The organism is Robiginitalea myxolifaciens (genome assembly GCF_900115205.1).
Lineage (GTDB): Bacteria > Bacteroidota > Bacteroidia > Flavobacteriales > Flavobacteriaceae > Robiginitalea > Robiginitalea myxolifaciens.
Map to the genome: position 1 here is coordinate 997,470 of NZ_FOYQ01000001.1, position 19,813 is coordinate 1,017,282.

Here is a 19,813-nt window from a genome sequence, read left to right on the forward strand (position 1 = left end):
TGATTAACCTAGACCGGTTCTTTTATGCCGAGCCAACGCAGCAGGTCTCCCCCTGCGCGAATGATTTTATCATCGAGGGTTAAGTTAATGTCAAAAGCGCGTTCCACAAGCCAGTAAAGCGAAATTACGATCAGGAAGATAGAAGTATAGACCAGGAAACCGGAATACTTCCCGGATTTCCTGATGAAGTAAAGTATCGGAAAAATCAGGGCAATGATTACAATCTGACCCAATTCCACTCCGATGTTGAAACCGAGTAAGGATAGGGTGAGAAATTCCCCGCGGAAGCCCAGGTCGCCCAATACACTCGCAAATCCAAATCCATGGAACAATCCAAATCCAAAGGCGATAATCCAATCCCGTGATTTGAAAATTGGAGTAATGTTATGCAGCGCAGCCAAACCGATGGAAAACGCAATCACAGATTCTACAAATCGAGGTGGGAGCACCACGATTTCAAGGGCAGCTACACTCAGGGTTATGGTATGTGCTATGGTAAAAAAGGTGACTACCTTAAGTATATACCAGAATGCAGGTTTAAAAGCTTTTACCGGTTCCCATTCCCAGCGCAACCAACCGGTCGGGTTCTCCTTCCGCCTGCGTCGTACTACTGAGGGAAGAATTAAAGCCAGGAGAAACAGGATATGATCCAGGCCAATCCAAATGTGCCAAACCCCCTGTTTGATCATCATCCAAAAGCCATTCCATACACTCGAATCGGCCAGGTCCAGGGTTTGGACATCTCCAGTCTCAGAAAAAGCCAGGGAAAGGTAGGATTCGTTATTGATCAGTCCTGCGCGCCAGTTATATTCGATACCTAACATATTAACGTGACTCGGATCCTTATCTAGAAACACAGAATAGGAAACGTCGATCTTATCGGGATATCCCGCAGAATCGGCCAGCTTAAAATGCAGGTTTACAAACGATCCGATTTGCACGCGCCAAAAGCTGATTTCCCCTGTAAATACGATAGTATAGGGCTTTCCATTGGCACTAAAGGAAGCGTTGGCCAGGATGTAATTCTGTAAGGCTTCCTGATAGGGTCGGACATCGGCTTCTTCCGGGTATTCCGGGAGGTCGTAACCCAGATATTCAATCAGGTCATCGACATGCATTTCAAAACGTCCTTCTATCCCGTCGGTTTCATACATCCTTAAATAGATGAAACTCTTATCCAGGGTATGGGCCTGAGCGCCAAATCCAATCAGGGCGAAAAAGAAAAATGCGAGTAATCGGTTGGGTTTAAGAAACATGTGGTGGCGTACAATTTTTCCTAAATATCCTTAATTTTTTGCGAGTTCATTGGGGTTAAGGCCCTGATTTTCGACCAAATGGGAAAAAATCTGGTTATACCGGCCGGTTGGCTTTTTTACAGGCGTAAGAGTCGCCTTACCTTTATTTCCTGCTAAAAGAGCACCTTTTCCTCAAACCAACCAAGCCCCTATTTTTTGTGAAAAAAGACGAGATCACAACAATACTTATTAAGTATATCAAAAAAGAGTTTACCAGGGATTCCGAAGTAGAAATTGTGGCGGAAACCGACCTTTTCGCAAGTGGAATTCTGGATTCGCTGGGCTTGATGAAGCTAATCCGGTTTATAGAAGCAACCTTTGATAATCCCGTTCCTCTTATTGATATACTGCCGGAAAACTTTAGCAGCGTCCGCAATATCTCGCTATACCTGACCAACGCCTAGCCGAGTTCATGACCAACCCCACACCGACATATTACCCGCTAACCCCGAGTCAGAAACAAATCTGGACCGGGCAGTTGCTCTTTCCCGACTCCCCGCTATACCATGTTCCATATTTGTTCAAGTTCAATGGCGCTATAAATCCAGAGGTCTTACAAAATGCCTTTCAGGAACTGGTTAACTGTACGGATATCCTGCGCATTGTTATTGGCGAAGGGAATGAGGGGCTGGAACAACAGGTACTCCCCACCTATACCTTTGCTCTGGAACGCATTGAAATGGGGAGTGCGGATTTCGAAAAATCGGTCGAAAAATGGGCGCTGGATCGCAGTAACCTTCCCCTTGCGACAAACAAACCGCTTTTTGATGCAGCCATACTGGAAAACCGGGAGTCCGGTTTTGTCCTTTACCTGAACCTGCACCATGTAATCACCGATGCCATTACTGCTTCCCTGCTCTTTGAGCGATTAAGTGGAATTTACGACAACCTAATACAGGGTAAACCAGCCCTCACCGAGCTGGAACTCCCGCAATACAGGGACTGCATCACCCCATTGGTTGCACAAGGGGAATCTCACGCTCAGGATGCAACCATCAGGTATTGGCAGGATAAACAAACGCGTCTACCCGTATTTCCGCAACTCGGAAGTCCTGGAAAACCAGGCCTTGATACCAAAACTACCCGAGTAGCAATTCCTCTTGGAAGCGAGCGATTTAAAAAGATAACTGAACTCCTGGGTCAAAAAGGGTTTGCCACCTTTACCCGGCAGATGTCCCTGACGAATTTTTTTACCAGTGTCCTAACTGCTTACCTGTATCGCGTTAGCGGACAACGAGCGTTTACCATTGGAACCCCGGTGCACAACCGGTATACGCATCAGGAAAAAAAGACCCCGGGTTTGTTTATTGGGGTCTACCCGCTTATCAATAAGATAGATCCAGAGCGCTCCTTTCGGGAGTTGGCTGCAAGTAACTATCAGGAACTGGCCGAGACGCTGGGACATTGTGGCTCGGGGATTGCCTCTACGGCAATAAGTCGGAACATTAATTGTATCGTCAACTACCTCCCAGCGACCTTTACAAATTTCGGCGGGATGCCCGTTGAGACAAAATGGATTCATCCCGGATATAGTGATCCCATGCACTACATCCGCCTCCACCTTACGGAATTCGCTGCAGATGAACCCCTGGAACTTTCAGCTGATCTGAGCTCGGATGTATTTACTGCTGAGCAGATAAACAGCTTTCCTCAGAATTTCCTGGATATCCTGGACGCTTTGGTTGCCCAGCCCGACGAGACCCTCGGTAAAATCTCCCGGGTTAACCCGGAGATGGAGGCCTTGTTTCTCGAAAATTTTGATAAAACAGCGCTGGCACCCGAACCTAAAACCTTCCTGGAACTCTTTCAGGAGCAGGTTCAAAACCAGCCGGAAAATACAGCGTTTACCCTTAATGATTCGGCAGTTTCCTATGCGGAATATCAGCAAAAGGCCAACACATGGGCTGCTGCCCTCAAAGCTTCAGGCTGCCAGCGCGGAGACACGGTAGCCCTTCAATTGGGGCGAACTGAAGACTATATGTTTGCGTTGCTTGCCATCATGCAGCTTGGAGGGATATTTATCCCAATGCCAAGCGACTTACCCGCGGAGCGACGGGATTATATCCTGGTCGATTCGGGATGTAGTTTTATTTTATCCCGAAGCACCTTCACTACTCCGGAGGGAATTCAGGTATTAACCCCTGAGGACTTGAATCGAGCAGAACCTAATGAAACACCGGAATTCAATTCCCTGGGAACCGCAGATCGTGCGTATATCATTTACACCTCCGGTAGTACCGGAAATCCAAAAGGGGTAGCCATACAACACGGGGCCCTCGGAAATTACCTGCAGTGGGCACGGGACCGTTACGCAATCGATGCCCAAACCGTAATGCCGCTGTTTACCTCCTTAGGGTTCGATTTAACGCTGACCTCTACCCTGCTGCCTTTGGTTGCCGGAGGACGGGTTTCCCTGGTCCCTGAACCCGCAATAGGTCCGGACTTGGCGGCCTTGCGAATCTGGTCCATGGAGGACATTACCGCCATCAAACTCACGCCTTCCCACCTCAGACTTGCCGGGGATCGGAATCCTGAATTGCCCAATTTAAAGACGCTGATCGTAGGAGGAGAAAACTTTCAGACTGCCCTGGCCGAACAAGCTACCGCTAATTTTGGGCATGGAGTGGCCATTTATAATGAATACGGGCCAACGGAGGCCACCATTGGGTGTATTGTTCACCGCTATGCGCCTACCCAATCGGCTTCAGTCCCCATCGGGAGCACTATTGCCGGGATGGGTGCTTTTATTTTGGATGAGCATATGCAATTAACTCCTCCAGGGGTCCCCGGTGAAATATACCTCAGCGGGGCAGGCCTCTCCACTGGCTATATCAACCGTGCCGAATTAAATCAGGAGCGCTTTGTTTTCCACCCGGAATCGGGCCAACGCCTCTACCGCACTGGTGATGTAGGCATATGGAATACCGATGGCGTCATGGAATACCACGGCCGGAACGACGAACAGGTTAAGGTTAACGGGCACCGGGTAGAGCTCCAGGAAATAGAGGCCGTCCTCGCCCAGTTCCCTTCGCTTGAAGGCGCCGCAGTGAGTCTGGACACCATAAATAAACCCTTGCAGGAATCGGAGGCGAATTGCCGCGAATGTGGTTTACCCAGCGAATATCCCTCAGCAGATTTTGACGAAAATAATGTTTGTCACCTATGCCGGTCCTTTGCCGATTATCAAAATGAGGTGGCGAGTTATTTCAAAACCGAAGACGATTTATACCAGCAAATTCGCTCGGGCACCAATTCAGACAATAAATATGATTGTCTTTCCCTACTCAGCGGTGGAAAGGACAGTACCTATGTGCTCGCCAAACTCATAGACATGGGCTTTAAGGTCCTGGCCTTTACCCTGGACAACGGGTATATCTCGGAACAGGCCAAAGCCAATATCGACAAAATTGTAACTGCCCTGGGGGTAGACCATGTGTACGGGAGCACCGAACACATGAACGAGATTTTTGTCGATAGCCTGGAGCGACACGCCAATGTTTGCAATGGCTGTTTTAAAACCATTTATACCCTGAGCACCCAGATAGCGCTGGAACATGAAATTCCCTTTATCGTAACGGGACTGTCCCGCGGGCAGTTTTTCGAAACCCGATTGGCCGAAGAAACCTTCATGGATTTCCGGGATTCAGGGAAAAGTATCGACGATATTATCCTGGAGGCACGCAAGCTCTATCACCAGGAGGACGATGCGATTAAACAACTTTTGGAAACGGAGATCTTCAACGACGCCAATAACTTTGAAAAGGTTCAGTTTATCGACTTCTATCGCTATACGGATGTCTCGCTGTCCGAGTTACTTCGTTTCCTTAAAGAAAAGATTGGCTGGGAGCGGCCTACCGATACCGGGCGTTCTACGAATTGCCTTATTAACCAGCTCGGGATCTATGTCCACAAGAAAAAGAAAGGATATAGCAACTATGCCTTCCCCTATAGCTGGGATGTACGACTGGGCCACAAAACGCGGGAGGAAAGCCTGGATGAGATCAATGAAGCCCTGGACGAGGAAGAGATTCGCAAAATGATGGGGGAAATCGGGTATTTCGAAGACCTGGAACCCACCGATCAGCTGGTTGCCTATGTCGCCGGGGATAACCTCCCCAATAGCCAGGAGCTTCGAGCCTACCTTGCTGGTAAATTACCCGCGTATATGATTCCAACTACTTTCAAAAAAGTAGAGGCGTTGCCCCTTACCCCTAATGGAAAAGTGGATAAAAAGGCATTACAGGAGCTCAACCCCTTACAACTGGGTGCTGCAACCAAATACGTAGCCCCCCGAAACGATCTTGAAGAATTGCTTGCCGAACATTGGGGGGAAGTACTACAGCTCGAAAAAGTTGGGATCCATGACAATTTTATTGATCTGGGCGGACATTCCCTTGCGGCGATCCGGATAACCGGTCGTATTAACCGCGAACTTACCCTGGAACTGCCGCTGAGCAAAATATTCGAGCACCCCACCGTGGCCGAATACGGGGTGTATCTCGAAAACAAACTGGAAGAATTGATGGCCCTGGACGATGATTAGGAACGGGAAACATATCAGTGGCTATTCCAGCATCCCTCGCTATTCCAGCGAAAAGAGATTGCTCGCGGTCTTGCTGGCTGCACTTTACCTGCTGCAGCCCATGCAAGGGACCCTGAACGCCTGCTTCCAAAATGTCGTTCAAATCATGGATTCACCAGAGTACATCATGGGACATTATTCTACGGATGCGAACGAGCAAAAAACCCATCGCTCCACAGAACACATTCTGATCAGCAAAAACGATAATAACCTCGCGGCCAAACTCTGGCAAAGCCTCTCCGACACGGATACCGAGGGCCCTTATATGCTTCCGGAACCCAATAAGCAGCAAAAGCACACACCCCTGCACAGGGAATTCTTACTGGCGCGCTGGGTAGCAGAAAAACTTGACTTTTCTAAGACTAGCATAGAAATGCCCCTGGTGATCCTGCCAGTACCTATAGAGCCGCCACAGGCCTCCTGAACTCCTCCCCATTTCTTTCGTACTTCATCCTTAAAAACTTTGGGATTTAAACAAAACCCCTCCAAGCATTACATCCTTTATCAGGAGACCGTAGTGAGGAGGGCTTAAAAAGCTATCGCAATGTTACGATTATTGAATTTTCTAATCCTGTTCCTCCTGGCCACGCCCCTGTGTGCGCATGAGTTGAACGGAACCATAGTAGACGCCAATAAACAGCCTTTGGAAGGAATTGGGGTTTACAACAAAACCAACGGGAGTTATACCTACTCCAACATGTCCGGATATTTTGAGCTGGACGGAATTTCAGTAGGAGATGAAATTTTCTTCTATGGCCTGGGATATGCCAACCAGGAAATGACCATCGCCGAATCCGACCTGGACACCACCATTGAGGTGGTTATGCAGGAAGCAGCCCTTTCCCTGGACCAGGTGGTCCTGGTCTCTAAAGTAGACGCCCTTACCCGACTGGTAGATATCGATATTCAGACCAACCCCATAAAGTCTTCCCAGGAGGTGCTGCGGAAGGTTCCCGGCCTGATTATTGGCCAGCACGCGGGAGGCGGAAAAGCAGAGCAAATCTTCCTGCGCGGATTTGACATTGACCACGGAACTGATGTTGCCATTAACCTGGATGGAATGCCGGTGAACATGGTTTCTCATGCCCATGGACAGGGATATTCCGATATGCACTTCATTATTCCGGAAACGGTGGAGAACATCGATTTTGGGAAGGGACCGTATTACGCCTCAAAAGGAAACTTTACAACGGCCGGTTACATCGGATTAAACACCAAGAAAGTCCTGGACAATAACTTGGTTACCGTAGAAGCGGGACAATTCAACACGCTCCGCGCCCTGGGGATGGTTAAACTGGTTAGCGGAGAGCAATCCAATGCCTACCTGGCCTCGGAAATGTTGGTTACGGATGGATTCTTTGATGCCTCACAGAATTTCAACCGCTACAACCTGATGGGTCGGTACCATTACAACAATAAGGAAGACGAGGAACTTACCCTGTCTATCTCACATTTCCAGAGTAAGTGGGACGCCTCCGGGCAGATTCCACAGCGTGCAGTAGACCAGGGGCTGATTGGCCGCTTTGGCGCTATTGACAGCACCGAAGGGGGAAATACTTCCCGCTCTAACATCTGGGCGAACCACCGCATTCAACTCGATGAGCATAACCGGGTAACCACCAACGCCTTCCTGAGTACCTATGGCTTTGAGCTCTTTTCGAATTTTACCTTCCTCCTGAATAACCCGGTAGATGGGGATCAAATTCGGCAGCACGAACAACGTACGCTGCTGGGTATGGAATCCGTGTACAATCATAGCTTCCACCTGGACGATCACAACGACCAGTTGCAATACGACCTTGGGGTTGGATTCCGTTATGACGATGTCAATGATGTGGAATTATCCCGGACCGCAAACCGAACGGAAACCCTGGAACGTTTGGCGGACGGTGACATCGACGAACTCAACTTTTTCGCCTATACCAATTGGACCTATAAGAAAGGCGACTGGACCTTTATCCCTGGTTTGCGCATGGATTATTTCCGATTTGACTATCGGGACCGACTCCCGGAGAATTACACCAGTCTGAGCGAATCCAAAATGTTCCTGGGTCCAAAGTTTAATATGATTTACGCGGCGAATCCGGATACGCAAATCTTCCTGAAATCCGGGTATGGCTTCCACTCCAACGACACCCGGGTGGTGGTTGCCAATAACGGCCGGCAAATCCTTCCCGGTGCCCTGGGGGCAGACCTGGGAATAATCAGCAAACCCTTTCGCAGAACCGTTTTTAACCTGACGCTCTGGACGCTCTTCCTCGAACAGGAATTCGTTTATGTTGGAGACGAAGCCATTGTGGAGCCCAGCGGGAAAACCCGGAGGATGGGTGTTGAGGCAGGTGTTCGCCAGCAGATAACTGACCAACTATTCTTTAACACGGATATAACCTATACCTATGCCCGAAGTACCGAAGAACCGGATGGAGCGGATTTTATTCCACTTGCCCCGGACCTCACCTGGACAGGTGGATTGAATTATACCAACAATGGTCCTATCTCCGGAAGTATCAATGCCCGGTATATCGCAGATCGCCCGGCCAATGAAGACAACTCCATTGTGGCCGAAGGATATTTTGTCACAGATCTCAATGTACAGTACACCGTCGGTGCCTGGAGTTTTGGGATTATTGTAGAAAACCTCTTCGATACCGAGTGGAACGAAACCCAGTTTGCAACCTTGAGCCGTTTACCGGGAGAGCCTGCAGCAGGGATAGAGGAAATTCACTTTACCCCGGGAAGCCCATTCTTTGCCCGCGGTCGAATCAGTGTGCGGTTTTAATGAGCTAAAAACCGGTAAGCCGGTAACAACAGCTCTACCAATGGCTTAAGCAAGCCGCTGAATCATGCTTATAAACGTTAGGAGTCGTCCCCGGATAGCTCCTGACGTTTTATTTTTTAGCACCTTGTAACAAATCGGCTGAGTGGTGCAACCTACCCCGTGTTATTTACCAGCAGAGCAATGGCCAACCAAGACGAGTTCATAGCCAAAATCCAGGAGCATAAGGGAATGATCAATAAGATCCTCTACCTCTATGCCGATAGTTTGGAAGAACGCAAAGACCTGAGGCAGGAGATACTGGCAGCAGCGTGGAAGTCGTATCCGAAATTTGAAAATCGGGCAAAGTTCTCGACCTGGCTCTATCGCATTGGCCTCAATGTTTCGTTCATGCGCCTTCGTAAAAAAGAGCGAACCAAAAGCTGGGACACAGAACACACCGAATTGTCTACCCCACAATCCGGATCATTGGAAGGCAAGGAATTACTGGCCTATATCATGGGCCTCTTGCAGCCCATCGAAAAATCCATTGTGATGTTGCTCATAGAAGGATATGACCAGCAGGAAATTTCAGAGGTGCTGGGTATTTCTCCTGGGAATACGCGAGTCAAAATTCACCGATTACGCAAAAAACTTGAAGATTATGGAGTTAAAGAAATTGCTTGAAAGCCAGAATTGGTCCGACTCTCAACTGAGCTACGATGACGCCGAACTCATCACTGCCATTCGTGAAAAAACCAAGGCCCCTGTTAAACGCGTTCTCGCCAATGGCAAGCGGTCCTTGTGGTTAAACGGGCTATTCTTTTTGGCTTTTGGCCTGATATACCTGCTTTTGCCCAACGAACTTACCCTGCTGGCCTGTTTGCTGATCTGCGGGTGTTATCTCTTTGTATTTCTATCCGTGCTTTTAGCCTTGCAGGCCAATCCTGAGCCCAGATTAGAAAACAATATTAAGCAAGTGCTAGAGGAAACCCTCGCTTTTGATGAAACCGTGAACCGATTCCAGTGCCGGAATTTCTCGGTTATCCTCACCGTGGCCTATTTAGGTGGAAGCTTCCTGGGACTTGGGGTGCAAGGATGGAATTTCGCCAAATTAATCGAAAAATGGCCCGTGTTGATCATCTTTGGGATTGGTACTGTTGCGGTATACCTGTTTTCCAGGACGCGATTATTTACCAAAGCCAACCGATACTTTACTCCTCATTACCACAACTCGAAAAAGTTCGTTAAGGAACAACTAGAAATATTAAATGCAATCTCATGAAGAAGAAAAACAGTAGAAAAACCTTAATAGGAGTAAGTTTCGGAATTCTTTTGGCCTGGGTGCTCCTAATATCCTGGGCGTTGTACAAGGAAATGGAAACCGACATGATTGTGCTGTTCGTCGTAATGATGCTGTCCACCTCTTTTACGACATTAGCCTCCTCCTATGCTACCGGAAATAAAGCCTGTAGTAGTTCCTATTTTGGCAATATTTTTAAGAAAAAACGGCTGTGACCCCTTCGCAATATCAGAAACGGCTCTCGCAAGAATCTTGAGAGCTCTTGCAGGAAACGTAATAGTCCTTTAGTAACAATACTCCGATTTTTGAATTGTTTAACTTTTTAACCTTTTTGTTAAACAATATCTTTGATTACTAATTGCTACGATCTTCTTGCTATGAAATCACTGTTCGGCTTCTTCTTACCTACTCTGCTGATTATTCTTTGTTCGCATACTGTAAATGCCCAGGTAAACACCGAAATATTCGGGGTAGTCACTGATCCCTCAGGAGAACCTATTATTGGCGCCTCTGTTTATCTTGAAGGAACGGATAAGGGATCCCAGACCGACTTCGATGGGAAGTATACCATTACAGGTATTAGTCCGGGATCATATAACCTGATTGCCAGTTATCTGGGCTACGAAACGCAGACCAAATACAATATTCTCGTTCGCTCGGTGGGTACGCCGGACTTTAATTTTGTCCTGGTGGAATCGGCGCAGCAACTCGATGAAGTGGTCGTTTCGAATGCAAATGTGATAAGCCGTCCCAAGGAGACTCCATTGTCTACCCAATCCCTTTCCGCCGTGGAGATAGCCACCTATCCGGGGAGCAACAACGACGTGGTTCAAGTAGCTCAGACCTTACCAGGAGTGTCACCATCGATTGGTGGATTTCGGAATGATCTGATTATTCGTGGGGGAGCGCCGAACGAAACCGTGTACTACCTGGACGGCATGGAAATTCCCAATATCAATCATTTTGCCACCCAGGGAAGCGCTGGAGGACCAGTAGGGCTAATCAATGTATCTTTTATAGACAACGTAACCCTCTCCACCTCGGCATTTGGTGCGCAATATGACAACCCGCTTTCTGGCGTTTTGCAATTCAGCCAGCGCACCGGAAATAGTCGCGATTTTACCGGAAACTTCCGGGTTAGTGCCAGCGAAGCGGCCCTTACCCTGGAGGGTCCTTTACTCAGAAAAGGAAAGGAAGAATCCGCTACCACTTATTTGGTATCGGTTCGCAGGAGTTACCTGCAATTTTTGTTCGAAGTAATCGGTTTGCCCTTCCGGCCGAACTATTGGGACTACCAATACAAGGTGAACCACACCCTGGATGCCTACAATGACATAAGCCTGATCGGTGTGGGATCTATTGATGATTTTTCTGTGGAAGCGCCTGAAGAATTTGACCCGGAGCAGCAAGCGGCTCTGGAACAAGCTCCCTTTATAGCTCAGCGCACGAATGCCATAGGGATTACCTGGAAGAACCGGTTCAAAAATGGGAACGGGTTTATGGAAACCACCTTGAGCAACAATACCCTGATTAACGATTTTACCCGCTACGAAGATCCTGAAAATGAAGTGGGGATTGTTTTCCGCAACGATGCCCGGGAATCGGAAACAAAACTTCGATATGCCATGACCAACTTTTTTGACGGTTGGAAGTTATCCTCCGGTTTCAATTTCCAATATTCCGACTATGAGAATACTACTATTGACCAAAACCGGCAACTGGCATTTGATACCCAAATCGACTTTTTCAAATACGGGCTCTTTTCAAATATTACTAAGTCATTTATAGACAACAAGCTCGATCTTTCTTTCGGTTTTAGATTGGACGATGACACCTTTACCACGGAAGATAATCTTCTTTCAACGTTCTCCCCCCGATTCTCACTTTCCTATGAATTTCAGAAAGATTGGCGCATAAATGCATCGGTGGGTCGCTATTTCAAACTACCCCCCTATACCATTTTGGGCTTCCGTGATAACGCAGGCGGTTTACTCAATGAAAACAGTCAGTATACCCGTAGCGACCATTTCGTACTGGGATTGCAACACTATTTCGGTCCCTCTTCAACCATTTCCCTCGAAGGCTTTTATAAACGATATGCTGATTATCCTGTTTCCGTGGCCGACCAGGTCTCCCTGGCCAATAAGGGGGCAGATTTTGAAATTTTGGGAAGTGAAGAAATTGAAACTGTCGGCAGGGGTCGCAGTTACGGGGCAGAATTGCAGTTTCAACAGAAGCTCACCAACAACTTTTACGGTATCCTGGCCTACACCTGGTTCTTCAGTGAATTCACAGGGTTTGATACAGAGGAGTTCCTTCCCTCCGTTTGGGACAGCCGCCATTTAATATCTTTCACAGGCGGCTATAAATTCAATCGCAATTGGGAGTTTAGTGCTAGATACCGGTTCGCAGGGCCAACCCCATTTGTCCCGACAGATTTGGAGGCAACACTGGATAGTTATCCGGAAGTTATCCTGGACTATACCCGGTTGGGGGAAGAAAACCTGGACATATTCAGCCAGCTCGATATCCGGATCGACAAGAAGTGGAATTTTGAGAAGCTTGCCCTCAATATATTTTTCGAAGCCCAGAATATCCTTGCCCAAAACATCCCCCAACCAACCGAATATGGCTTAAATCGCGATACCAACGGAAACATCGTCAACCCGCGTAGTCTGGTTCCGATTACCGCAGAGAACAATCAGGTAATCCCAAGTATAGGAATAGTGCTGGATTTTTAAACCAGCCGTAAAACTCCAAAGTGGGTAATTAGTCTGGCCCCTTAGTTTACCGAATAACTCACAAAAGCTACCTGACGACTATCCGGACTCCAGGACGGTACGTTAATGGAACCTTGCCCTCCAAAAAATACAGGAGTCAAATCACGGATTTCCCGAGTCTCCAAATCCATTAAACGGAGTTTTACCTGTTTACCAAATGGATGTGCCTGACCCTGATCCTCCACATATGAAATGTAGACAATCCACTTCCCATCCGGGGATACATGTGGGAACCAATTAGAATACTGATCAAAGGTCATTTGCTCGGGATTAGAGCCATTGGCCTGCATCCTCCAGATTTGCATTTTACCCGTTCGAAAAGAATTGAAGTATACGTATTTTCCATCTGGAGAATACTCAGGACCATCATCCAGACCTTCGGTAGTCGTGAGACGTATCTCTTTTCCACCATTACTATCAATAGCGTAAATATCAAAGTTGTCCCCACGCTTACCGGTATAAATGACTGCAGAGCCATCGGGTTTCCATCCGTGTAAGAAAGAATTAGATTCTTGTGTTATCCGTTGCGGGGTCCCCCCGGTTATAGGCATCTTAAATATTACCGATTGACCGCGCCCCTCTTGTGATGCAGAGTCCTTTACATAATGGCTTATTCCCAGCCATTTCAAATCTGGTGAAATAACGTGATCATTATTATTCCGATCGGCAAAACCGGAATCCAGTACATCTAGTTTATTACTCGTTAGATCGAGTGTGTACAGTTTGCCCTTACTATTGATAATTAAATAATTGTCCGGGTGCCAATTGGGAGCCTCAAAATGTTTGTCAAATGTTGCAATGGTGTCGATATGTCCATCATTGATATGGACCGTCTGAATAAAACTTGTAGTATCCTGTAAAATCATAAAGCCAGGAGAAATATTTCCATAAAGCATTTGTCCAAAAAATAGTTCGGAAAATAAAAGCGCTATCAGCGCCGCAAGTCGAAATATAGGCCTACTCCTCATACTGCTGACAAAGTTCGATGATAGCTTCGATCCGGGTAGCTGCTTCCTCGTAGAATTCCATCAGGAAGCGGTTCACGGTAACCCGCCCAACAAGTTTATTTTCAAAAGAAATTTCACGTAGCAGGGCCTCGTTGGTACCAGGAAAACTGGAATTTCCATAGCGGGCACCCCGCATAGCCGTAAAGTTTCGGCCTATGCTGTTCTCTTCCAAATATTGGAAATACTTTTCTCCCCCATCGACGTAAAAATCGCACCAATCCACCAGATTGGCATAGAAACTCTCCCACTCAATGAGCTTTAGTTTGAGCTCCTCATTGGATAGCGTGGCGAGCTGCCCTGAATTCTTGATGCTGCTCAAGGTGTAGAGGCTGGGATCCCAAACGACCATGCGTTGGGTAAAAGAAATCAGACTGTCTGCATTGATGTCCCCATCCGTATACCCCGGTCCGGTATGCTGCAGTAAGAGCTCCCCGGCTGCTTTAATATCCCTGACGTTTTCGATACTGGCACCTAAATCTGTCAGGTTCTTTTCAAACTCGAGTTTTAAGCTTCGGATGGTGGCCTTTTCATCGTCCCGGGCCTTTCGCTCCTCGTTCCAATTATTGATTTGCAAGGCAATCAGGATCCCGATGACCACGAGTAGAATTTCGCCCAGGGCGTAGAGCAGGTATTTTGAAAATTTGTTCTCCTGCAAAAGGTTCTGGCGGATCCGTCTGAAAAATCGAAGCATCTATTCTACCTCTACTACCAATTCTACTTCTACCGCAATTCCACGGGGCAAGGAGCCCATACCCACAGCGGCCCGGGCGTGCTTACCGCGTTCTCCAAGGACTTCGACCAGGAGATCTGAAAAGCCATTGACCACTTCGGGCTGATTGCCAAAATCCGGGCTGCAATTTACCATCCCCAGCACTTTGACAACCCGTTTTATTCGGGAAAGCTCCCCCAATTCGGCTTTGAGCACGGCCAGTTGATTCAACGCTACAATTCGGGCAGCTTCATAGCCCTCTTCTACCGTTAAGTCCTCACCGACCTTCCCGGTAATGTAGGTGCCATCTGCCTTTCGCGGGCCTTTACCCGCCAGGAATATCAGGTTACCGGTGCGCACGGCATTGACATAGTTGGCTACAGGTGCAGAAATTACAGGAAGTTCCAATCCCAGGGAATCGAGTATGGCTTCCGGAGTTCGGGTATTTGTGGTTTGGGTGGCAGGGAGGGCATCCGAATGTGCTGCCTTGCCTACCTCAGCTTTGGAATCGGCATCGGCTGTGGCCTCTCCGCAAGAGTTCAGGGAAATACAAATCAGGAGGGCGGCAAAAACAACGCCAATGGACGTAAGGTGTTTTTTGGGTGTCATCGGTTGGTAATTTGTACATAAGATACGGTTTACTCACCTACCCTTCCTCGTGATATTCAAATATTTCCTCGATTCTCTTTTCAAAAACCCCTGCCAGGCGGAAGGCCGTGGGCAAACTGGGATCAAATTTACCTTTCTCGATAGCATTGATCGTTTGCCGGCTTACCCCGATGGCATCGGCCAGTTCCCCTTGCGTCAATTTTCGTTCGGCCCGTAAAACACGGATATTATTTTTCATATCCTTTTAGGATTAGCGGTATCGGCGGGTGTTCATAAAAATTGCCAGCATATAGCAAATGCCCATAAACATGACCAGGAAGCTTATCTCCGCATCCCAGGGAATAACATCAGTTACGTCTAACATTGAATAGGCCAAGCCGATCACCAGGGTTAAACCTAATGTTATTGCCATAGATTCGAGCTGAATTTTTCGTTCCAACTCATCGAGGATTTCCAAGAAATTGCGATGTGCTAAAATCATTCCTATCCCGAGTAGGATATTAATGCCCAATGCAAAAACGGTAAGCCCCTTAGTCCCATTCCAGATAAATTCGCTGCCAAATACCACTAAAGCCGTACTTATGGTCCAAACAAAGGTCCAAAGCGCCAGTAGGCGTACGCGTCGTAAACGTTCTGATTTTCGTTCCATAGTTACACTATTCATTGTAAATATTATTTGTCTTTTTGTAAAGTTTACTTGACAAATATAAAACAAAAAATAGAAATGTCAAGTCTTATTTACATTTTATAGGAACTAACAGTGAAGTACAGGCCTATTAAGACCTTGGCATGCTTTCGCCTTCCTTATGGTAAAGGTCGGCCAGCTCGGTCATCAGGTAATCCACGATCCGCTGATCGGAGGCTCCTTTCTGGAAGAGGGCAAAGGAAGCGCGCAATTGTTCGTCCAGGAAAAATTCAAGATCATCTGAGCCATTTATCTGAAACGACTTCCAGGATCGCAATCCTTCCAGCATTTGCCGGTGGGCTTCGTAGCGCCTTTTGGCCAAAAGGAATTCATCCTTTACCCGTTGGTCGTTTTGATTATCTGCTTTGTGGGATTCCACATACCAATGTTGGTAGGCGGCCACAATCTCGCGATCGGCATCCAGGGCCTCCGCGATCAACCGGAAATAAGCGCGGCTGACCAGGCGCGGATACGTTTGCATAAATTCCGGACTTACCTGAGTTGCGCTGATTTGTGATAACCCGGGTAAGGCGTAGTAGGCTTCCTGAAATTCCAGAGTCGTCTCGGAATCGGGAATAGCCCGGGAAGGCGTAGTTCCCCCCAAAGAAAGTTTGGGGGTGTTTTCATCCGTAACATCGGAAAGACGTTGGTTCCAGGCAGCCTGGTAGGGATCTTCTTCCGTTTGCAGGGTAGCACAAGCCTGCAGGCTTAAAAAAAGCAACAGCAAACAACATCCGAAAGCTGGGAATTTCATTTTCAAAGGGGGCATCGTGTTCTGCTCCGAAAAAAGGAAATTTGAACCACTTTACAAAATGCCCCGGACTAAGCGTTACATATTCCCGGGCAAATACAAAACACCGATCCCCGCCTCCTGGAGTTTGCGATTGAATTCCGGAATGTCTTCATGAATTATAGCTCGCGCTGCCGCCTTGTGTTTTGCCCATTCCTGGTTCAATTCAGCGATTCGTGCCCGTGTCCCGTCGTTAACCGCAGGTATGGTCGCATCACTATGGTTGATGGCGGTGATGTACTGGGCTGTAAATCCATTGACATAATTCTCCACATCGTCATAGGCTTTGGCCAAACGCTGTACCATAATCCCATCCCAATCCGCCATTTTCTGCGCAAGGACCTCAGCCTGGGTTGCCAGGTCCTCCTGTTGATTCTGCTTTAAGTGCTGGGTGAGTTTATCGAGTCGTCCGCTTACCTCTTTCAGGGCATTGGTCATCACCGTCATTTCCCGATAATTCTCTTCGGCGGCTTCCATGAAATTCGCGTAGTCTTCGTATTGAGCCGCAGTAGTAGGCAGCATCGGGTTAAAATTGAGCGTGGCCTCGGCTTCTACCTTGTTGTTCCCTGAAATCAGTGCAAGGGAATAGGTACCCGGTATGGCCCGGTGACCTGAAAAGCTACCCTCGATGTACACCTCCGGAGCACCCGGGAGTGGCTCATGCCTCAGGTCCCAAACCAAGCGGTTGAGGCCCGGATTCGCGGGAAGTACTCGTGGCGGTGGCGGAGCTCCCTCGTACTTGGGGGCTACAATTTCATAGGCCGCTTTGTAGGTGCGTACCAGCTTTCCGGAAGCGTCCCGGATTTCAAGTCGCAGTTTGGCCGGATCGGTCCCTTCGGGAATTTCATAATAAATCGGTAAGCCACTGGCCGGGTTCACCCCCATATCCGGATGGGTCCCGTCAGAACCATTTCCATTGAGAGCGCTCCCCCAGTTGGGCATGACCATAGGCTCCGGATGATACAGGGTAAGGGAATTGGCCTTCCCCTTGTACTGCCGCAACAAGCCCAGATCATCAAAAATCCAGAACGAGCGCCCTTGGGTAGCGATGATGATATCCGAAAAACGAAGTTGCAGATCCGTAATGGGGACTACCGGGAGGTTGCCCTTTAAGGCTTCCCATGTATTCCCCGCATTGAAAGATACATACAGCCCAAGCTCGGTCCCTGCAACCAATAAATCCTTGCGAACGGGATCCTCCCGAACTACCCGGGTATACGCCCCCATAGGAATACCCGTATTGATGCGCGTCCAGCTTTGCCCATAATTGGTGCTTTTATACAACATGGGCTCAAAATCATTGAACTTATAGCGCGTAGCCGCGATATAAACGGTCGCAGGATCATGAGGGCTTACCTCAATAGCGTTGACCAGGGACTCGGGCATTCCCTTTGGCGTAATGTCGTTCCAACTGGCGCCGTTGTTCCGGGTAATGTGAACGAGTCCGTCATCACTACCGGTGTATAGGGTTCCGGCCTCATGCTGGGATTCGGCCACGTAGGCAAGGGTACCGTAATTTTCCGCCCCAACGGCCTCGTTGGTGTAAGGTGCACCCCCATTTCCCTGCTTCTCGTCTATGTTGCGGGTGAGGTCCGGACTAACAACTTCCCAGGATTTTCCTTCGTCCCGGGTTCGCAACAAATACTGAGCCCCGTGGTAATAGGTATTGGGTTCGTGCATTGACTTAATGATCGGCGCATTCCAGTTAAAGAGGTACTTCATTTCCCGGGCCGGCAGTCCGAGATACATCCTGGGTTCGATCATTACATTGGTTGCACCTCCCGCGTTTACATTCACAACATTGACGGTTCCCAGGTAGCTTCCCCCCATCACTTTTTGGGGGTCCTTGGGATCAAAAGCAAGAAACGCGCTTTCCCCGCCTGCCGAAGGCGACCAGTGCTGTCGGCCAATACCCCGGGAGCCAATGCCTATACTGGCGATCTTCACCGAACTGTTGTCCTGCTGTCCCCCGTATAGGTTGTATGGGAAGAGGCTATCCACGGCCACGCGGTAAAACTGGGCGGTGGGCATCTTGTCCTGATACGACCAGTGTTGGCCTCCGTCAAAGGTAATCTCTGCGCCTCCATCATCGGAGATCACCATATTCTTTGGGTTATCCGGGTTTATCCAGAGATCGTGATAGTCTCCATGGTGGGTGTCGATTTCCTCCCAGCTTTTTCCCCCGTCTATGGAGCGGTAGGTGGAAGCACTCATCACATAAATTGTGTTTTCATCTACAGGATCGGGTGTGATTTCAATGTAGTACCAGGCCCGCTGGATCAATCGGTGATCCCCGCTTACACGGGTCCAGCTTCCTCCTGCATTCCGGGAAACGAATAACCCGCCAAGCTCTTTGTATGTATCGCTTTCGATGAGGGCATAGACCAATTGCGAATTTGCCGGGCTTACCGCGATGGCCATCTTACCCTTTTCCTTGGGAAGCCCGTTATGGATCAGGGTCCAGGTACTTCCACCATCTGTAGACTTGTAGAGCCCGCTACCTTCTCCCCCACTGACTACCTGCCAGGGAAGTCGCTGGTGCTCCCACATGGCCGCGTACAGGGTAGTAGGGTTATGCACATCCATGGAGAGGTCGCTACACCCGGTCAGGTCGTTGACAAAAAGTACTTGTTCCCAGGTCTCTCCGCCGTCTTCCGAGCGGTAAATGCCACGTTCGCGGGAAGGACCGTGCAAGGCCCCTTGGGCTGCCACCCAGATCTTGTCCGGATTCCGAGGATGAATAATGATCCGGGAAATATGTCGGGTCATTTCCAGGCCCATATGCTTCCAGGTCTTGCCCGCATCAGTAGATTTATAGACCCCATCGCCATAGGAGGTCATAACCCCGCGGGGGGCATGTTCCCCCATACCGACAAAGACAATATCCGGATGACTCTCCGAAACACTGACCGTTCCCACGGAGCCCGTCTTAAAATACCCATCGGAAATATTTTTCCAGTACTGCCCGGCATCGGTGGTTTTCCATAATCCGCCCCCGGTTGTCCCCATGTAGTAGGTAAGCGGATCGCCGACTACCCCGGTGGATCCTGTAGAACGTCCCCCTCGAAAAGGGCCGATATTCCGGAATTTGGCTGGCTTTAAATAATTGTCCAGTTCCTGAGCCAGGGTGGGCAAACTGAAAAGTGTGAGCAGGGATAATAACAGGGTGTGACGAAACCCCGAGTGTAGTCTTCGAAACATAGGTTGGTACTTTCCTCTAAAAGTAAGGAATTAAGGGGATTTTAGGCCGTAAATCTGCGCTGCCGTATCTTTAGCCGACTTCTTTCAAAGCAAGGTA

At 48.5% G+C, this 19,813-nt stretch carries 16 protein-coding genes; 8 read left to right on the forward strand and 8 right to left on the reverse strand.

The window, feature by feature from the left end:
* Nucleotides 1-8: 8 nt before the first annotated feature.
* Nucleotides 9-1,256, reverse strand: a complete 1,248-nt coding sequence (locus BM318_RS04395) for a HupE/UreJ family protein (RefSeq protein WP_092980968.1) — start codon at nucleotides 1,254-1,256, stop codon at nucleotides 9-11.
* 197 nt (nucleotides 1,257-1,453) lie between these two features.
* Here BM318_RS04395 and BM318_RS04400 point away from each other — a divergent pair, with 197 nt between their 5' ends.
* From BM318_RS04400 to BM318_RS04435, 8 genes are all read left to right on the forward strand, one after another.
* Complete coding sequence (locus BM318_RS04400; protein WP_177218256.1) at nucleotides 1,454-1,699, forward strand: acyl carrier protein; 246 nt, start codon at nucleotides 1,454-1,456, stop codon at nucleotides 1,697-1,699.
* A gap of 8 nt (nucleotides 1,700-1,707) precedes the next feature.
* Nucleotides 1,708-5,838 (forward strand): non-ribosomal peptide synthetase, encoded by a 4,131-nt coding sequence (locus BM318_RS04405; protein ID WP_092980971.1) that lies wholly within the window; start codon nucleotides 1,708-1,710, stop codon nucleotides 5,836-5,838.
* Nucleotides 5,831-6,301, forward strand: coding sequence for a hypothetical protein (locus BM318_RS04410; RefSeq protein WP_092980973.1), 471 nt, complete (start codon nucleotides 5,831-5,833; stop codon nucleotides 6,299-6,301). The genes BM318_RS04405 and BM318_RS04410 overlap by 8 nt, the downstream gene beginning before the upstream one ends.
* A 120-nt stretch (nucleotides 6,302-6,421) precedes the next feature.
* Nucleotides 6,422-8,656: a TonB-dependent receptor gene (locus BM318_RS04415; RefSeq protein ID WP_092980975.1), complete on the forward strand. Its 2,235-nt coding sequence runs from the start codon at nucleotides 6,422-6,424 to the stop codon at nucleotides 8,654-8,656.
* A 180-nt stretch (nucleotides 8,657-8,836) separates the two neighbouring features.
* Nucleotides 8,837-9,319 (forward strand): RNA polymerase sigma factor, encoded by a 483-nt coding sequence (locus BM318_RS04420; protein WP_092980976.1) that lies wholly within the window; start codon nucleotides 8,837-8,839, stop codon nucleotides 9,317-9,319.
* A complete protein-coding gene (locus BM318_RS04425; RefSeq protein WP_092980978.1) occupies nucleotides 9,297-9,917 on the forward strand; it encodes a hypothetical protein in 621 nt (206 codons plus the stop codon). The genes BM318_RS04420 and BM318_RS04425 overlap by 23 nt, the downstream gene beginning before the upstream one ends.
* On the forward strand, nucleotides 9,914-10,150 hold the full coding sequence (locus BM318_RS04430; protein WP_092980979.1) for a hypothetical protein: 237 nt from the start codon (nucleotides 9,914-9,916) through the stop codon (nucleotides 10,148-10,150). The genes BM318_RS04425 and BM318_RS04430 overlap by 4 nt, the downstream gene beginning before the upstream one ends.
* A 162-nt stretch (nucleotides 10,151-10,312) precedes the next feature.
* Nucleotides 10,313-12,676, forward strand: coding sequence for a TonB-dependent receptor (locus BM318_RS04435; protein WP_092980981.1), 2,364 nt, complete (start codon nucleotides 10,313-10,315; stop codon nucleotides 12,674-12,676).
* Nucleotides 12,677-12,717: 41 nt separating this feature from the next.
* Here BM318_RS04435 and BM318_RS04440 read toward each other — a convergent pair whose 3' ends face one another.
* The 7 genes from BM318_RS04440 to BM318_RS04470 form a co-directional block, all read right to left on the reverse strand.
* Complete coding sequence (locus tag BM318_RS04440) at nucleotides 12,718-13,581, reverse strand: TolB family protein (RefSeq protein ID WP_218154985.1); 864 nt, start codon at nucleotides 13,579-13,581, stop codon at nucleotides 12,718-12,720.
* Nucleotides 13,582-13,672: 91 nt separating this feature from the next.
* Nucleotides 13,673-14,413, reverse strand: coding sequence for a DUF6090 family protein (locus BM318_RS04445; RefSeq protein WP_092980985.1), 741 nt, complete (start codon nucleotides 14,411-14,413; stop codon nucleotides 13,673-13,675).
* Entirely contained in the window at nucleotides 14,414-15,040 is a 627-nt protein-coding gene (locus tag BM318_RS04450; protein WP_092980987.1) for a RidA family protein, read from the reverse strand.
* Nucleotides 15,041-15,077: 37 nt separating this feature from the next.
* Nucleotides 15,078-15,278, reverse strand: coding sequence for a helix-turn-helix transcriptional regulator (locus BM318_RS04455; protein ID WP_092980989.1), 201 nt, complete (start codon nucleotides 15,276-15,278; stop codon nucleotides 15,078-15,080).
* A 12-nt stretch (nucleotides 15,279-15,290) separates the two neighbouring features.
* Nucleotides 15,291-15,689, reverse strand: coding sequence for a hypothetical protein (locus BM318_RS04460; RefSeq protein ID WP_245759735.1), 399 nt, complete (start codon nucleotides 15,687-15,689; stop codon nucleotides 15,291-15,293).
* A gap of 127 nt (nucleotides 15,690-15,816) precedes the next feature.
* Nucleotides 15,817-16,479, reverse strand: a complete 663-nt coding sequence (locus BM318_RS04465) for a hypothetical protein (RefSeq protein ID WP_143099920.1) — start codon at nucleotides 16,477-16,479, stop codon at nucleotides 15,817-15,819.
* Between the two features lie 75 nt (nucleotides 16,480-16,554).
* Nucleotides 16,555-19,716 (reverse strand): WD40/YVTN/BNR-like repeat-containing protein, encoded by a 3,162-nt coding sequence (locus BM318_RS04470; RefSeq protein WP_092980992.1) that lies wholly within the window; start codon nucleotides 19,714-19,716, stop codon nucleotides 16,555-16,557.
* Nucleotides 19,717-19,813 lie beyond the last annotated feature (97 nt).

Coding starts and splice junctions, on each gene's coding strand:
- BM318_RS04415 (WP_092980975.1), top strand. CDS start 6,422: ATGTTACGATTATTGAATTTTCTAATCCTGTTCCTCCTGGCCACGCCC.
- BM318_RS04470 (WP_092980992.1), bottom strand. CDS start 19,716: ATGTTTCGAAGACTACACTCGGGGTTTCGTCACACCCTGTTATTATCC.
- BM318_RS04395 (WP_092980968.1), bottom strand. CDS start 1,256: ATGTTTCTTAAACCCAACCGATTACTCGCATTTTTCTTTTTCGCCCTG.
- BM318_RS04440 (WP_218154985.1), bottom strand. CDS start 13,581: ATGATTTTACAGGATACTACAAGTTTTATTCAGACGGTCCATATCAAT.
- BM318_RS04465 (WP_143099920.1), bottom strand. CDS start 16,479: ATGAAATTCCCAGCTTTCGGATGTTGTTTGCTGTTGCTTTTTTTAAGC.
- BM318_RS04420 (WP_092980976.1), top strand. CDS start 8,837: ATGGCCAACCAAGACGAGTTCATAGCCAAAATCCAGGAGCATAAGGGA.
- BM318_RS04445 (WP_092980985.1), bottom strand. CDS start 14,413: ATGCTTCGATTTTTCAGACGGATCCGCCAGAACCTTTTGCAGGAGAAC.
- BM318_RS04460 (WP_245759735.1), bottom strand. CDS start 15,689: ATGGAACGAAAATCAGAACGTTTACGACGCGTACGCCTACTGGCGCTT.
- BM318_RS04430 (WP_092980979.1), top strand. CDS start 9,914: ATGAAGAAGAAAAACAGTAGAAAAACCTTAATAGGAGTAAGTTTCGGA.
- BM318_RS04405 (WP_092980971.1), top strand. CDS start 1,708: ATGACCAACCCCACACCGACATATTACCCGCTAACCCCGAGTCAGAAA.
- BM318_RS04410 (WP_092980973.1), top strand. CDS start 5,831: ATGATTAGGAACGGGAAACATATCAGTGGCTATTCCAGCATCCCTCGC.
- BM318_RS04450 (WP_092980987.1), bottom strand. CDS start 15,040: ATGACACCCAAAAAACACCTTACGTCCATTGGCGTTGTTTTTGCCGCC.
- BM318_RS04455 (WP_092980989.1), bottom strand. CDS start 15,278: ATGAAAAATAATATCCGTGTTTTACGGGCCGAACGAAAATTGACGCAA.
- BM318_RS04425 (WP_092980978.1), top strand. CDS start 9,297: ATGGAGTTAAAGAAATTGCTTGAAAGCCAGAATTGGTCCGACTCTCAA.
- BM318_RS04435 (WP_092980981.1), top strand. CDS start 10,313: ATGAAATCACTGTTCGGCTTCTTCTTACCTACTCTGCTGATTATTCTT.